Raw genomic sequence first — 14,170 nt, 5'->3', positions numbered from 1 at the left:
TCATGGCTCCGGTTTTTTTTATGCCCACCAGGATGAGTCTTAATAAGACAATCTGTAACCTGATGTCTCTGTCAATAAAAGAGGGGCATAAAAAAATCCCGCCTTAAGCGGGATTTTTTATAAAGCGTTCTGAATTATTCCTTGATCAGGAAGTCGTCCAGCTGTTTGCCTTGTTCATCCATGGCTTTCTTGATAACAGCTGGGGTACGGCCCTGGCCAGTCCAGGTTTTAGATTCGCCGTTCTCATCGATGTAGCTATATTTAGCCGGACGAGCTGCACGTTTAGCCTTGGTGCCAGATTTAGCCGCAGCCATGCTGTTCAGTAATTCGTTAGGATCAATACCATCAGCAATCAGCATTTCGCGATATTGTTGCAGTTTACGAGTACGCTCTTCGATTTCTGCAGCAGCAGCATTTTCTTCTTCACGACGCTCATTAACTACGACTTCTAATTTTTCCAGCATTTCTTCAAGCGTTTCAAGTGTGCATTCTCTTGACTGCGCGCGAAGAGTACGGATGTTGTTCAGAATTTTAAGTGCTTCGCTCATTGTAGTAATCTCAAACTTATATTGTGGGGTTTGTTGAGGTAATAATAGAGGCATAAATTGATATGTGCAATAGGGCAGAATGTAAGGAATTCAAAAAATAGCCAATATCTGACGATATTATTAAATACGCTAACTTAAATTTACTCAGTTGAAAGCAACGTTAGTTATCAAAAGATGCGGATTTAACCTGACGGTAATCGCTTTCTTTTGTGACGGTTCCCACAGCATTATAGTTTCCAGGGATAAATATCAACCATTTGTATTAGCGCGTTATAGACAGTAATCCTTAGGAATTCTTAATTAATTTCGGATTTTTTCTGCATTACATTAAGCAATAAATAACTGCATTTTCCAGAACTTACAGTGGTTCTTGTTACATGCCATTCGCTTTATTTTAGATTTTAATAGCAACTCCATCGCGGCGCGGCTATGCCGCCTGTTGCAAGGCCAGACGGATGCCCCGACAAAATATGGTACAATGCCGCATCGGGAATAATACACATTCATTAGGGTTTTACGGCCAATGGCACAACTGTATTTTTACTATTCAGCAATGAACGCCGGTAAGTCGACGGCGTTGCTGCAATCCTCCTACAATTACCAGGAACGCGGGATGCGGACTGTCGTCTATACCGCTGAGATTGACGATCGCTTTGGCAGCGGTAAAGTCAGTTCACGAATTGGACTCTCTTCTCCCGCCCGGCTTTATAACCCGCAGACCAGCCTGCTGGAGGATATCCGCGCCGAACATGCGCGTCAGCCCATCCACTGCGTGCTGGTCGATGAGAGCCAATTTTTAACCCGTCAGCAGGTTCATGAACTTTCAGAAGTGGTCGATGAACTGGATATTCCCGTGCTCTGTTATGGCCTGCGTACGGATTTTCGTGGTGAGTTGTTTATTGGCAGCCAGTATTTGTTGGCATGGTCAGATAAACTGGTGGAATTGAAAACCATCTGTTTCTGCGGACGTAAGGCGAGCATGGTGCTGCGTCTGGATCAGCATGGTAAACCTTATGCAGAAGGGGAGCAGGTGGTAATAGGGGGGAACGAACGTTACGTATCGGTATGCCGCAAGCATTATAAGGACGCGCTGGTAGTAGGCTCCCTGACCGCAATTCAAGAAGCCTACCGCCGTTAATACTTAATCAATTCTCAATTAACCCCATATATAAAAAAACCCGCCAGAAGGCGGGTTTTTTGTTGGGCCGTTAATTAAGCGCTTTTCTTCGCTTTCTTATCGGCCTTGACTGGCATTTCAACTTTAGGCGCAGCAGTTTCACCTTCGGTGTATTCGCGGCCATAGTAAGTATCCAGCAGAATCTGTTTTAGCTCAGCGATCAGCGGGTAACGCGGGTTAGCGCCAGTACACTGGTCATCGAAAGCATCTTCAGACAGTTTATCCACGTGAGCCAGGAAGTCAGCTTCCTGAACACCGGCTTCGCGGATAGATTTAGGGATACCCAGTTCAGCTTTGATGCTGTCGAGCCATGCCAGCAGTTTCTCGATCTTCGCGGCAGTGCGGTCGCCCGGTGCGCTCAGACCCAGATGGTCTGCAATTTCAGCGTAACGACGACGCGCTTGTGGGCGGTCGTACTGGCTGAATGCAGTCTGCTTGGTTGGGTTGTCATTGGCGTTATAGCGGATAACGTTGCCAATCAGCAGGGCGTTCGCCAGACCGTGAGGAATGTGGAACTGAGAGCCCAGTTTGTGCGCCATAGAGTGGCAAACACCCAGGAAGGCGTTAGCAAACGCGATACCGGCGATGGTTGCTGCACTGTGGACACGCTCGCGTGCTACCGGGTTTTTAGACCCTTCGTTATACGAGGCTGGCAGGTTCTCTTTCAGCAGTTTCAGAGCCTGCAAGGCCTGACCGTCGGAGAACTCGGAAGCCAGTACGGAGACGTATGCTTCCAGAGCGTGAGTGACCGCATCCAGACCGCCGAATGCGCAGAGCGATTTCGGCATGTCCATCACCAGGTTGGCGTCAACAATTGCCATATCCGGAGTCAGGGCATAGTCAGCCAGTGGATATTTTTGACCAGTTGCATCGTCGGTAACAACCGCAAACGGAGTCACTTCTGAACCGGTACCGGACGTGGTGGTTACCGCGATCATTTTCGCTTTCACGCCCATTTTCGGGAACTTGTAGATACGTTTACGGATATCCATAAAGCGCAGCGCCAGTTCTTCAAAGTGGGTTTCAGGATGCTCGTACATCACCCACATGATTTTTGCTGCGTCCATCGGGGAACCGCCGCCCAGCGCGATAATCACGTCTGGTTTGAAGGAGTTGGCCAGTTCAGCACCTTTACGAACCACGCTCAGCGTTGGATCCGCTTCAACTTCGAAGAACACTTCCGTTTCAACGCCGGACGCTTTCAGTACCGAGGTAATCTGGTCTGCATAGTCGTTGTTGAACAGGAAACGGTCAGTCACGATGAGCGCACGTTTGTGGCCATCAGTAATCACTTCATCCAGCGCGATTGGCAGTGAGCCACGACGGAAGTAGATAGATTTCGGAAGTTTATGCCACAACATGTTCTCAGCTCGCTTAGCAACGGTTTTCTTGTTGATCAGGTGCTTAGGACCAACGTTTTCAGAGATGGAGTTACCACCCCAGGAACCACAACCCAGAGTCAGGGAAGGCGCGAGTTTGAAGTTATACAGGTCACCGATACCACCCTGAGAAGCCGGGGTGTTGATCAGGATACGTGCGGTTTTCATCTTCTGACCGAAGTGAGCAACACGTTCTGGCTGATTATCCTGGTCGGTGTACAGGCAAGAGGTATGACCGATACCGCCCATTGCCACCAGTTTCTCTGCTTTTTCTACCGCGTCGTCGAAATCTTTTGCGCGGTACATGGCAAGAGTAGGGGAAAGTTTTTCGTGCGCAAATGGCTCGCTTTCATCAACAACCGTGACTTCACCAATCAAAATCTTGGTAGAAGCCGGAACGGTAAAGCCTGCCAGTTCAGCAATTTTATACGCTGGCTGACCTACGATAGCCGCGTTCAGCGCGCCATTTTTCAGGATGATGTCCTGAACGGCTTTCAGCTCTTTACCCTGCAGCATGTAGCCGCCGTGGCTGGCAAAACGTTCGCGAACGGCATCGTATACTGAATCAACAACAACCACAGACTGTTCAGACGCACAGATAACACCGTTATCGAAGGTTTTAGACATCAGTACAGATGCCACAGCACGTTTGATATCCGCTGTTTCGTCGATAACGACCGGGGTATTACCGGCACCTACACCGATGGCAGGTTTACCAGAGCTGTAAGCGGCTTTAACCATACCTGGACCACCGGTCGCGAGGATCAGGTTAATGTCCGGGTGGTGCATCAGCGCGTTGGACAGTTCAACAGAAGGCTGATCGATCCAGCCGATTAAATCTTTCGGTGCACCCGCTGCGATAGCGGCCTGCAGTACGATATCTGCAGCTTTATTGGTCGCATCTTTGGCACGCGGATGTGGAGAGAAGATAATTGCGTTACGGGTCTTCAGGCTGATAAGCGATTTGAAGATAGCGGTAGAGGTTGGGTTGGTGGTTGGAACGATACCGCAAATGATGCCGATAGGTTCTGCAATAGTGATGGTGCCGAAGGTGTCATCTTCAGACAGCACCCCGCAGGTTTTCTCATCTTTATAGGCGTTGTAGATATACTCTGAAGCGAAGTGGTTTTTAATCACTTTATCTTCAACGATACCCATACCGGATTCGGCAACGGCCATTTTAGCGAGAGGGATTCGAGCATCTGCAGCAGCCAGAGCGGCGGCGCGGAAGATTTTATCAACCTGTTCTTGGGTGAAATTGGCATATTCACGCTGGGCTTTTTTTACGCGCTCTACAAGTGCGTTAAGTTCAGCGACATTAGTAACAGCCATAATGCTCTCCTGATAAAGTTAAACTCTTTTAGTAAATCAGCTGCTCGACACGACAAACAGTATAGACAGTGCGTAAGTGACTTGCTTAACTCACATTGAAATCAATGGTTTATCTTGTTTATGCAACCCCTGACTTACTAAAAGAGCCTCCTTTCAACACCTTATTGAGTAGTATTGAAACTCCCTGGTGGCGTAATCAAGATTACTCACTTCTGAGTACGAAAATCATGATCCAAATCAATTTATCCATAAGCTGATACCTTTCAGCAGGGGCATTTCGTGTGATTTCATCAGGTGTTAATGAGTTCCGTAAATTATTGAACCATAATGACTCATTCAGTATACAAATATTTTACATTCCTAAATCCAGGGATTGAGCAATATTGTGATGAAGTCTGGGTCTAAAAAGCGTATCTTCAGCGCGGTTATTATCCCCGCCCTTATTTTTCAGGCACTGCGTTTTACCGGAGCTAACAGTGGATCTCTCGCTCTTCGATTTTCAAACTTATTTTAAATTTTTTATTGGTCTTTTCGCGTTAGTTAACCCGGTCGGTATCATTCCCGTCTTTATCAGCATGACCAGCTATCAGTCGGCTGTAGCGAGGAACAAAACTAACCTTACCGCGAACATGTCGGTAGCGATCATCCTGCTGACCTCGCTCTATCTTGGCGATTCCATATTGCAGATTTTTGGCATCTCCATCGATTCGTTCAGGATCGCCGGCGGGATTCTGGTGGTTACCATTGCGATGTCGATGATCAGCGGCAAGCTCGGAGAAGATAAGCAGAACAAACAAGAGAAATCAGAAACCGCGATACGCGAAAGTATTGGCGTGGTGCCGTTGGCGCTGCCCTTAATGGCGGGGCCGGGGGCAATCAGTTCAACGATAGTCTGGGGAACCCGATACCATAACTGGATGCACTTGATCGGCTTTTCCCTCGCCATTGCGCTGTTTGCGTTATGTTGTTGGGGCGTCTTCCGCATGGCACCCTGGCTGGTTCGTCTGCTGGGCCAGACCGGTATTAACGTGATTACCCGTATAATGGGGTTATTGTTAATGGCTCTGGGTATTGAATTTATTGTCACTGGAATTAAGTCGATATTCCCTGGACTCTTGTCATAACTATTTCATACGAAAGAGCGGAGCAAATGGCTTCGCTTTTTTTCATCATTATTAGTAAATCCTATAATAAAAGTTGAAAATTTCATGAAAGATAAGAACTTCCACTCATCATTTTGTTCCCTTAACTTTCAATAGTTTGTCTATACATCCTCACTTCTGAAGCTCACATTGCACGCAACCAGCCTGTTATTTTACTCACACCATACTCTGGGGCTTGCTGAGGGATTAATGAAATGATATTAGTAATTTGATGATTCATGTAGATGAATGTGCTAAAAAATAGACAGTTGTTAATTTTTTGTACAGATTGCCTCTCGCCTCTGGATTTATAACGATCGGGGTGCATCATCATTCTTTATCCCATTGAAAGTTGGCAATATTTGTCTGGTTTCGATGCGCGGCAGGGTAGCCCACAAAGCGTCATTATCTTTCGTAAAAGAGAATTGCTTAACAAATTTGCAAAATGTATTGGCACCGGTTACAGCCATTTGGTACTTTCCGGCCTTATAATTTCAGCAGATATCACGAAGATGAGAATCATTTGTATTTGAGGTTTTCGTTTTCACAAAAAAATACATCTCTCTGACAGGAGAGGGGTGTGAAAAATCGACATAAGGTGGTCGAACGAACCACCGGTAATAGTAAAGTCGGTGATAGCAGGCAGTAAAAACACCTGACAGCCACATAAACTCCTGGGTTGTCAGGAAACCCCAACAGGGGAATTAAACAGGCTGGTAAAAACCAGTAATTATAATGAGTGGAGTACCAACACAATGTCCATCATCACAAAAAAAAGTCTGGTAGCGGCGGGAATTTTGACTGCGCTAATCGCAGGCAACGTTGCAATGGCTGCAGACGTTCCTGCTGGAGTACAACTGGCGGAAAAACAGACGCTGGTGCGTAACAACGGTGCCGAGGTTCAGTCTCTGGATCCGCACAAAATTGAAGGTGTACCTGAGTCCAACGTTAACCGCGATCTCTTCGAAGGTCTGCTGGTCTCTGATGTAAACGGCCACCCGGTAGCGGGTGTGGCTGAAAAATGGGAAAATAAAGACGGTAAAGTCTGGACCTTCCATCTGCGTAAAGATGCGAAATGGTCAGATGGCTCTCCTGTTACCGCACACGATTTCGTCTATAGCTGGCAGCGCCTGGCAGATCCAAACACTGCCTCTCCGTATGCGAGCTATCTGCAGTACGGTCATATTGCCAACATTGATGACATCATCACTGGCAAAAAACCGGTCACCGATCTGGGCGTTAAGGCGCTTGATGATAATACTTTCGAAGTGACCCTGAGCGAGCCGGTTCCGTACTTCTACAAACTTCTGGTTCACCCGTCCGTCTCCCCGGTTCCAAAAGCTGCGGTTGAGAAATTTGGTGATAAGTGGACTCAGCCAGCAAATATCGTGACCAACGGCGCCTATAAGCTGAAAGACTGGGTTGTTAACGAACGTATCGACCTGGTGCGTAACACTAACTACTGGGATAACGCCAAGACCGTTATTAACCAGGTAACGTACCTGCCAATCTCTTCAGAAGTGACTGACGTTAACCGCTATCGCAGCGGTGAAATCGACATGACCTATAACAACATGCCGATCGAACTGTTCCAGAAACTGAAGAAAGAGATCCCGGCTGAAGTCCATGTTGACCCGTATCTGTGTACTTACTATTACGAAATCAACAACCAGAAAGCGCCATTCAATGACGTTCGTGTTCGTACCGCACTGAAACTGGCGCTGGATCGCGACATTATCGTTAACAAGGTGAAAAACCAGGGCGATCTGCCGGCATACAGCTACACCCCTCCGTATACTGATGGCGCGAAACTGACTCAGCCTGAGTGGTTTGGCTGGTCTCAGGAAAAACGTAACGAAGAAGCGAAGAAACTGCTGGCCGAAGCGGGCTTTACCGCTGACAAGCCGTTGTCCTTCAGCCTGCTATACAACACTTCTGACCTGCACAAGAAACTGGCTATCGCCGTCTCTTCCATCTGGAAAAAGAACCTGGGTGCGAACGTGAAGCTGGAAAACCAGGAGTGGAAAACCTTCCTGGATAGCCGCCATCAGGGCACCTTCGATGTGGCGCGTGCTGGCTGGTGTGCAGACTATAACGAACCGACTTCCTTCCTGAACACAATGCTGAGCGACAGCTCGAACAACACGGCACACTATAAGAGCCCAGCGTTCGACAAGCTGATTGGCGATACGCTGAAAGCGACTGACGAAGCCCAGCGTTCCGAGCTCTACTCCAAAGCTGAACAGCAACTGGATAAAGACTCCGCGATTGTGCCGGTCTACTACTACGTGAACGCCCGTCTGGTGAAACCGTGGGTAGGTGGATATACCGGTAAAGACCCGATGGATAATATCTACGTTAAAAACTTGTATATTATCAAGCATTAATGGCAATAAGTGGGGCGGGCAGCGCTCGCCCCACTGTGTCTAATCATCGTGACACTATATAGGCACACGCCAGAAGGTACGGGCAATGTTGAAATTTATCCTACGTCGCTGTCTTGAAGCGATTCCAACACTATTTATCCTTATTACGATCTCCTTCTTTATGATGCGTCTCGCGCCGGGGAGTCCATTTACCGGTGAACGTACATTACCGCCAGAGGTAATGGCCAATATCGAGGCGAAATATCATTTAAACGATCCGATCTCCACCCAGTACTTCAATTATTTGAAGCAGCTGGCGCACGGCGATTTTGGACCGTCATTTAAATATAAAGACTATTCCGTAAACGATCTGGTGGCCTCGAGCTTCCCCGTTTCGGCTAAATTAGGCGCTGCAGCATTCTTGCTGGCTCTGGTTCTCGGCGTCACTGCCGGCGTCATCGCCGCGCTTAAACAAAACTCAAAATGGGATTATGCAGTAATGGGGGTGGCAATGACCGGGGTCGTCATACCGAGCTTTGTCGTGGCGCCGTTACTGGTCATGATATTCGCTATCACGCTGAAATGGCTGCCCGGCGGCGGCTGGAACGGCGGGGCACTGAAATTCATGATTTTGCCAATGGTGGCGTTGTCACTGGCTTATATCGCCAGTATTGCGCGTATCACCCGTGGTTCAATGATTGAAGTTCTGCACTCTAACTTCATCCGTACTGCGCGTGCGAAAGGGCTGCCAATGCGTCGGATCATTTTCCGTCACGCTTTGAAACCTGCGCTGTTGCCCGTGCTCTCCTACTTAGGTCCGGCGTTTGTCGGCATTATCACCGGCTCAATGGTTATCGAAACCATTTATGGTCTGCCGGGTATCGGCCAGCTGTTTGTTAACGGTGCGCTTAACCGTGACTACTCGCTGGTGCTGAGCCTGACCATTCTCGTCGGTGCGCTGACTATTCTCTTTAACGCGATCGTCGATGTGCTCTATGCCGTTATCGATCCGAAAATTCGCTACTGATCCTGGAGCTCGCGATGATGTTAAGTAAGAAAAATAGCGAGGCGCTGGAAAACTTCAGTGAAAAGCTGGAAGTGGAAGGACGCAGCCTGTGGCAGGATGCTCGCCGTCGCTTTATGCACAACCGCGCGGCGGTTGCCAGTCTGATTGTGCTGGTGCTCATTGCCCTGTTCGTCACGCTGGCGCCAATGCTGTCGCAATTCACCTATTTCGATACCGACTGGGGCATGATGTCCAGCGCCCCTGATGCGGAATCGGGCCACTATTTTGGTACCGACTCCTCCGGGCGAGATTTGCTGGTGCGCGTAGCCATCGGGGGTCGTATCTCGCTGATGGTGGGTATTGCCGCAGCCTTCGTCGCGGTGATCCTCGGTACCCTGTACGGTTCACTTTCTGGCTATCTTGGCGGAAAAGTGGACTCGGTAATGATGCGTCTGCTGGAAATTCTTAACTCCTTCCCGTTTATGTTCTTCGTGATCCTGCTGGTGACCTTCTTTGGTCAGAACATCCTGCTGATCTTCGTGGCGATCGGGATGGTGTCATGGCTGGACATGGCGCGTATTGTGCGTGGTCAGACCCTGAGCCTGAAGCGTAAAGAGTTCATCGAAGCGGCCCAGGTTGGCGGTGTTTCTACCGGCAATATCGTGGTGCGCCACATTGTGCCGAACGTGCTCGGCGTGGTGGTGGTGTACGCCTCGCTGCTGGTACCAAGCATGATTCTGTTCGAATCTTTCCTGAGCTTCCTCGGCCTGGGTACCCAGGAGCCGCTTAGCAGCTGGGGCGCGTTGCTTAGCGATGGCGCCAACTCCATGGAGGTTTCACCGTGGCTGCTGCTGTTCCCGGCTGGTTTCCTGGTCGTGACGCTGTTTTGTTTCAACTTTATCGGCGATGGCCTGCGTGATGCCCTCGATCCGAAAGACCGCTAAGGAGCGCCGTGATGACAATTATTGAAACGGCATCTGCACCCATTGCACAGCAGCAGGATAACGCGCTGCTGGACGTAAAAGATCTGCGCGTCACCTTTAAAACCCCTGATGGCGATGTGACTGCGGTAAACGATCTCAATTTCAGCCTGCGTGCCGGTGAGACGCTGGGCATCGTAGGTGAGTCGGGTTCCGGTAAGTCCCAGACGGCATTTGCGCTGATGGGCCTGTTGGCGGCGAACGGCGTTATTGGCGGTTCTGCTAAATTCAACGGCCGGGAGATCCTGAATTTGCCTGAGCAGGAGCTGAACAAGCTTCGTGCCGAGCAGATTTCGATGATTTTCCAGGATCCGATGACCTCCCTGAACCCCTACATGCGTGTGGGCGAGCAGCTGATGGAAGTCTTGATGCTGCACAAAGGGATGGGCAAAGCCGAAGCGTTTGAAGAGTCCGTCAAAATGCTCGATGCGGTGAAAATGCCCGAAGCGCGTAAGCGTATGCGCATGTTCCCGCACGAGTTCTCTGGCGGGATGCGTCAGCGTGTGATGATCGCTATGGCGCTGCTCTGCCGGCCTAAGCTGCTGATTGCCGATGAACCGACAACAGCTCTGGACGTGACTGTGCAGGCGCAGATCATGACCCTGTTGAATGAACTGAAGCGTGAGTTCAATACCGCGATCATCATGATCACCCACGACCTGGGGGTTGTGGCAGGTATTTGCGATAAGGTACTGGTGATGTATGCCGGCCGTACCATGGAGTATGGCAAAGCGCGCGATGTCTTCTATCAACCCGCGCACCCTTACTCTATCGGTCTGTTGAATGCTGTACCACGTCTCGATGCAGAGGGTGAATCTCTGTTAACCATCCCGGGCAACCCGCCAAACCTGCTGCGCTTGCCGAAAGGCTGTCCGTTCCAGCCGCGCTGCCCGCATGCGATGGAGATCTGTAACAGCGCTCCACCGCTGGTGGAATTTGCACCAGGCCGTCTACGCGCCTGCTTTAAGCCGTACGAGGAGCTGGTATGAACGCTATCGACGAAAAAAGAAACGTATTGCTCGAAATCGCCGATCTGAAGGTGCACTTCGACATCAAGGATGGCAAACAGTGGTTCTGGCAGCCGCCAAAAACGCTGAAAGCGGTAGATGGCGTCACGCTGCGTCTGTATGAAGGCGAAACCCTGGGCGTGGTAGGGGAGTCGGGCTGCGGTAAATCGACGTTCGCCCGTGCCATCATTGGCCTGGTGAAAGCTACCGACGGCAAGGTTGCCTGGCTTGGTAAAGATCTGCTGGGAATGAAGCCGGAAGAGTGGCGCAATGTGCGCAGCGATATCCAGATGATTTTCCAGGATCCGCTGGCCTCGCTGAACCCGCGTATGACCATCGGCGAAATCATCGCTGAGCCGCTGCGTACTTATCATCCAAAAATGCCGCGCACCGAAGTGCGTGACCGCGTAAAAGCGATGATGATGAAAGTAGGGCTGCTGCCAAACCTGATCAACCGCTACCCGCATGAGTTTTCTGGCGGCCAGTGTCAGCGTATCGGGATTGCCCGCGCGCTGATCCTTGAGCCGAAGCTGATTATCTGTGATGAACCGGTGTCGGCGCTGGACGTCTCTATTCAGGCGCAGGTGGTTAACCTGCTGCAAAAACTGCAGCGCGAGATGGGGCTGTCGCTGATCTTCATTGCCCACGACCTGGCGGTGGTGAAGCACATCTCTGACCGCGTTCTGGTCATGTATTTAGGCCACGCCGTTGAGCTGGGCACCTACGATGAGGTGTACCACAATCCGCTGCACCCTTACACCAAAGCGCTGATGTCGGCGGTGCCGGTACCCGATCCGGATCTGGAGAAGAACAAAAGTATTCAGTTGCTGGAAGGTGAACTGCCATCCCCGATTAATCCGCCGTCTGGCTGCGTGTTCCGTACGCGCTGCCCGATAGCCGGACCGGAGTGTGCTAAAACGCGCCCGGTGCTGGAAGGGAGCTTCCGCCACGCGGTCTCTTGTCTGAAGGTTGACCCGCTCTAAGCGAACACCATCAATAAAAAAGGCTGCTATCGCAGCCTTTTTCTTTTATTCGCGCCAGAGAATGTGGCAAAGCTTATGGTCTTTTTCCCGGCACAGCAGAACGCGGGCAAAAATATCGTTAATTTCGCCGCCGTCTTCATCTGCCAGGCCAATCACCACTTCGGCGAAGAAGTCCGGGTTGAGGTCGTAATCGACATGCTCGGCCCAGTCTTCTGACGGATCAAACAGCTCTGCGCCGCCGCGCTCTTCGAACTGCAGATTGAAAAGAATAACGTCTGCGGGATCGAGGTTATCAACCGCCAGTTCGAGAAAAATATCGTAAGCCTGCTCGAGCGTTTCGTCTTCGGTCAGGCGATTGTTCAGATCCATTTCCATGATGACTACCTGTTTAACATCGTTGGGCACGTTTTACAGCAACGGACTAAAGAAGTAAAACAGTCGTTCGGCAATTCGCTGCCACAGCGGACGTTTCATCCACAGGCGCGCATCCAGCAGGCGAGAGCGGGAGATGTAGTCGTCCTGGACAGCCGCCAGATCGCCGCCAAAACCGGCGTCATCAATGACCAGCGTGATTTCAAAATTGAGCCACAGACTGCGCATATCGAGGTTCACCGTCCCCACCAGGCTCAGTTCGCCATCGACCAGGACGCTCTTGGTATGCAGTAAGCCGCCTTCAAACTGGTAGATTTTCACCCCGGCGGCCAGCAGTTCGCTAAAGAAGGCACGGCTGGCCCAGCCCACCAGAACCGAATCGTTTCTCCGCGGCAGAATAATGCTCACATCAACCCCGCGCTGCGCTGCGGTACAGATGGCATGCAGCAGGTCGTCGCTCGGCACGAAGTAGGGCGTCGTCATAATCAGGTACTCACGCGCCGAGTAGGCAGCGGTAAGCAGGGCCTGATGGATCAGATCTTCCGGGAAGCCGGGGCCGGAGGCGATGGTGTGAATGGTGTGCCCGCTGGCCTCTTCGAACGGCATGATATTGCCATCTGGCGGCGGGGGCAGAATACGTTTACCGGTTTCGATTTCCCAGTCACAAGAGTAGACAATCCCCATGGCCGTGGAGACGGGGCCTTCCATACGCGCCATCAAATCGACCCACTGGCCGACACCCGCGTCCTGTTTAAAGAAGCGGGGATCAACCATATTCATGCTGCCGGTATAGGCGATGTAATTATCGATCAGCACCATTTTTCGATGCTGGCGAAGGTCCATGCGGCGTAAGAACACACGCAACAGGTTGACTTTCAGCGCCTCCACGACTTCGATGCCGGCATTGCGCATCATCGCAGCCCAGGGGCTACGGAAGAAGGCGACGCTGCCTGCGGAGTCGAGCATCAGGCGGCAGTGGATGCCTCGACGGGCCGCGGCCATCAGCGACTCCGCCACCTGGTCAGACATACCGCCGGGTTGCCAGATATAGAAGACCATTTCGATGTTATGCCGGGCGAGCTGAATGTCTCTGATTAGCGCGTTCATGACATCGTCGGAAGAGGTCAGCAGCTGCAGCTGATTGCCCTTGACGCCGGCGATCCCCTGGCGACGTTCGCACAATTTAAACAGGGACGACGCCACGTCACTGTTGGTTTCGGCAAAGATATGATTGCAGGCTTTAAGGTCGTTCAGCCATTTTGCCGTCGAGGGCCACATGGCACGGGCACGCTCGGCGCGACGCTTCCCCAGGTGCAGCTCCCCGACGGAGAGATAAGCGATAATCCCCACCAGAGGCAGAATATAGATAATCAACAGCCAGGCCATCGCGGACGGCACGGCGCGGCGCTTCATCAGTATGCGCAGCGTTACCCCGGCTATCACCAGCCAGTATCCCAGAATGACCAGCCAACTCACCACGGTGTAGAAGGTCGTCATAAAAAAAATCCTTTTGAAAGCGTATTGTTATGAGTTTACGCATCAGGATTTTTCTGGCAAATAAAAACGGCAGATAAAAGCGCTGGTTTGCGTCTGGTAAGGGTCTATAATGGCGCCTCTGTTAAGGCAAGAGTTGTAAACATGAAGCGCAGTAAAACTGAAGTAGGGCGCTGGCGCATGTTGCGACAGAGCAGCCGCCGCAAGTCGCGGTGGCTGGAAGCACAATCCCGCCGCAATATGCGTATCCACGCCATCAGGAAATGCAGTGTGAACCGCCAACGAAATTCGTTGTTGTTCGCCGTTCAGATTCAGTGAACGATACCAGGGCACCCTCAGCGGTGCCCGATGTTCTCTTCACCCTTTAAGTTTTCCCACCGTTTC

12 protein-coding genes are annotated in these 14,170 nt (G+C 50.9%); 8 read left to right on the top strand and 4 right to left on the bottom strand.

Translation table 11 applies throughout. From position 1 onward, the window contains the following. Positions 1 to 134: 134 nt before the first annotated feature. Positions 135 to 548 carry a histone-like nucleoid-structuring protein H-NS gene (hns, locus tag WFN75_RS08470; protein ID WP_040075269.1) on the bottom strand — a complete coding sequence of 138 codons (414 nt, stop codon included), beginning with the start codon at positions 546 to 548 and terminating at the stop codon, positions 135 to 137. A 523-nt stretch (positions 549 to 1,071) separates the two neighbouring features. On the opposite strand from hns, the gene tdk reads away from it, so the two are divergent. Further along, the gene (gene tdk / locus WFN75_RS08465) at positions 1,072 to 1,686 is read left to right on the top strand and encodes a thymidine kinase (RefSeq protein ID WP_040075270.1); all 615 of its coding nucleotides are present in this window, start codon (positions 1,072 to 1,074) and stop codon (positions 1,684 to 1,686) included. 74 nt (positions 1,687 to 1,760) lie between these two features. Here tdk and adhE read toward each other — a convergent pair whose 3' ends face one another. Beyond that, on the bottom strand, positions 1,761 to 4,436 hold the full coding sequence (adhE, locus tag WFN75_RS08460) for a bifunctional acetaldehyde-CoA/alcohol dehydrogenase (protein WP_336996018.1): 2,676 nt from the start codon (positions 4,434 to 4,436) through the stop codon (positions 1,761 to 1,763). A gap of 476 nt (positions 4,437 to 4,912) precedes the next feature. On the opposite strand from adhE, the gene WFN75_RS08455 reads away from it, so the two are divergent. The 6 genes from WFN75_RS08455 (at position 4,913) to oppF (ending at position 11,920) form a co-directional block, all read left to right on the top strand. Further along, on the top strand, positions 4,913 to 5,560 hold the full coding sequence (locus WFN75_RS08455; RefSeq protein ID WP_040075272.1) for a YchE family NAAT transporter: 648 nt from the start codon (positions 4,913 to 4,915) through the stop codon (positions 5,558 to 5,560). A 773-nt stretch (positions 5,561 to 6,333) separates the two neighbouring features. Then, positions 6,334 to 7,965, top strand: coding sequence for an oligopeptide ABC transporter substrate-binding protein OppA (oppA, locus tag WFN75_RS08450; RefSeq protein ID WP_046885199.1), 1,632 nt, complete (start codon positions 6,334 to 6,336; stop codon positions 7,963 to 7,965). 85 nt (positions 7,966 to 8,050) lie between these two features. Then, positions 8,051 to 8,971, top strand: coding sequence for an oligopeptide ABC transporter permease OppB (oppB, locus tag WFN75_RS08445; protein WP_040075273.1), 921 nt, complete (start codon positions 8,051 to 8,053; stop codon positions 8,969 to 8,971). Positions 8,972 to 8,985: 14 nt separating this feature from the next. Beyond that, a complete protein-coding gene (oppC, locus tag WFN75_RS08440) occupies positions 8,986 to 9,894 on the top strand; it encodes an oligopeptide ABC transporter permease OppC (RefSeq protein ID WP_040075274.1) in 909 nt (302 codons plus the stop codon). Between the two features lie 11 nt (positions 9,895 to 9,905). Further along, positions 9,906 to 10,919 carry an ABC transporter ATP-binding protein gene (locus WFN75_RS08435; RefSeq protein ID WP_046885200.1) on the top strand — a complete coding sequence of 338 codons (1,014 nt, stop codon included), beginning with the start codon at positions 9,906 to 9,908 and terminating at the stop codon, positions 10,917 to 10,919. Then, positions 10,916 to 11,920: a murein tripeptide/oligopeptide ABC transporter ATP-binding protein OppF gene (gene oppF, locus WFN75_RS08430; RefSeq protein ID WP_040075276.1), complete on the top strand. Its 1,005-nt coding sequence runs from the start codon at positions 10,916 to 10,918 to the stop codon at positions 11,918 to 11,920. Before WFN75_RS08435 ends, oppF begins: the two co-directional genes overlap by 4 nt. Positions 11,921 to 11,965: 45 nt before the next feature. On the opposite strand, the gene WFN75_RS08425 is transcribed toward oppF, so the two are convergent. Both WFN75_RS08425 and cls read right to left on the bottom strand, forming a co-directional pair. After that, positions 11,966 to 12,295: an HI1450 family dsDNA-mimic protein gene (locus tag WFN75_RS08425; protein ID WP_040075277.1), complete on the bottom strand. Its 330-nt coding sequence runs from the start codon at positions 12,293 to 12,295 to the stop codon at positions 11,966 to 11,968. Positions 12,296 to 12,328: 33 nt separating this feature from the next. Continuing rightward, entirely contained in the window at positions 12,329 to 13,789 is a 1,461-nt protein-coding gene (cls, locus tag WFN75_RS08420) for a cardiolipin synthase (protein WP_336996017.1), read from the bottom strand. Between the two features lie 141 nt (positions 13,790 to 13,930). Here cls and WFN75_RS08415 point away from each other — a divergent pair, with 141 nt between their 5' ends. Further along, on the top strand, positions 13,931 to 14,104 hold the full coding sequence (locus WFN75_RS08415; RefSeq protein ID WP_154298803.1) for a YciY family protein: 174 nt from the start codon (positions 13,931 to 13,933) through the stop codon (positions 14,102 to 14,104). The last annotated feature ends 66 nt before the right edge of the window (positions 14,105 to 14,170 follow it).

Origin of the sequence: Leclercia sp. UBA7405 (assembly GCF_037152215.1) — a bacterium.
GTDB lineage: Bacteria > Pseudomonadota > Gammaproteobacteria > Enterobacterales > Enterobacteriaceae > Enterobacter > Enterobacter pneumoniae.
The sequence above is the reverse complement of the archived record's forward strand: the minus strand, read 5'-3'. Positions and strand labels throughout refer to the sequence as shown.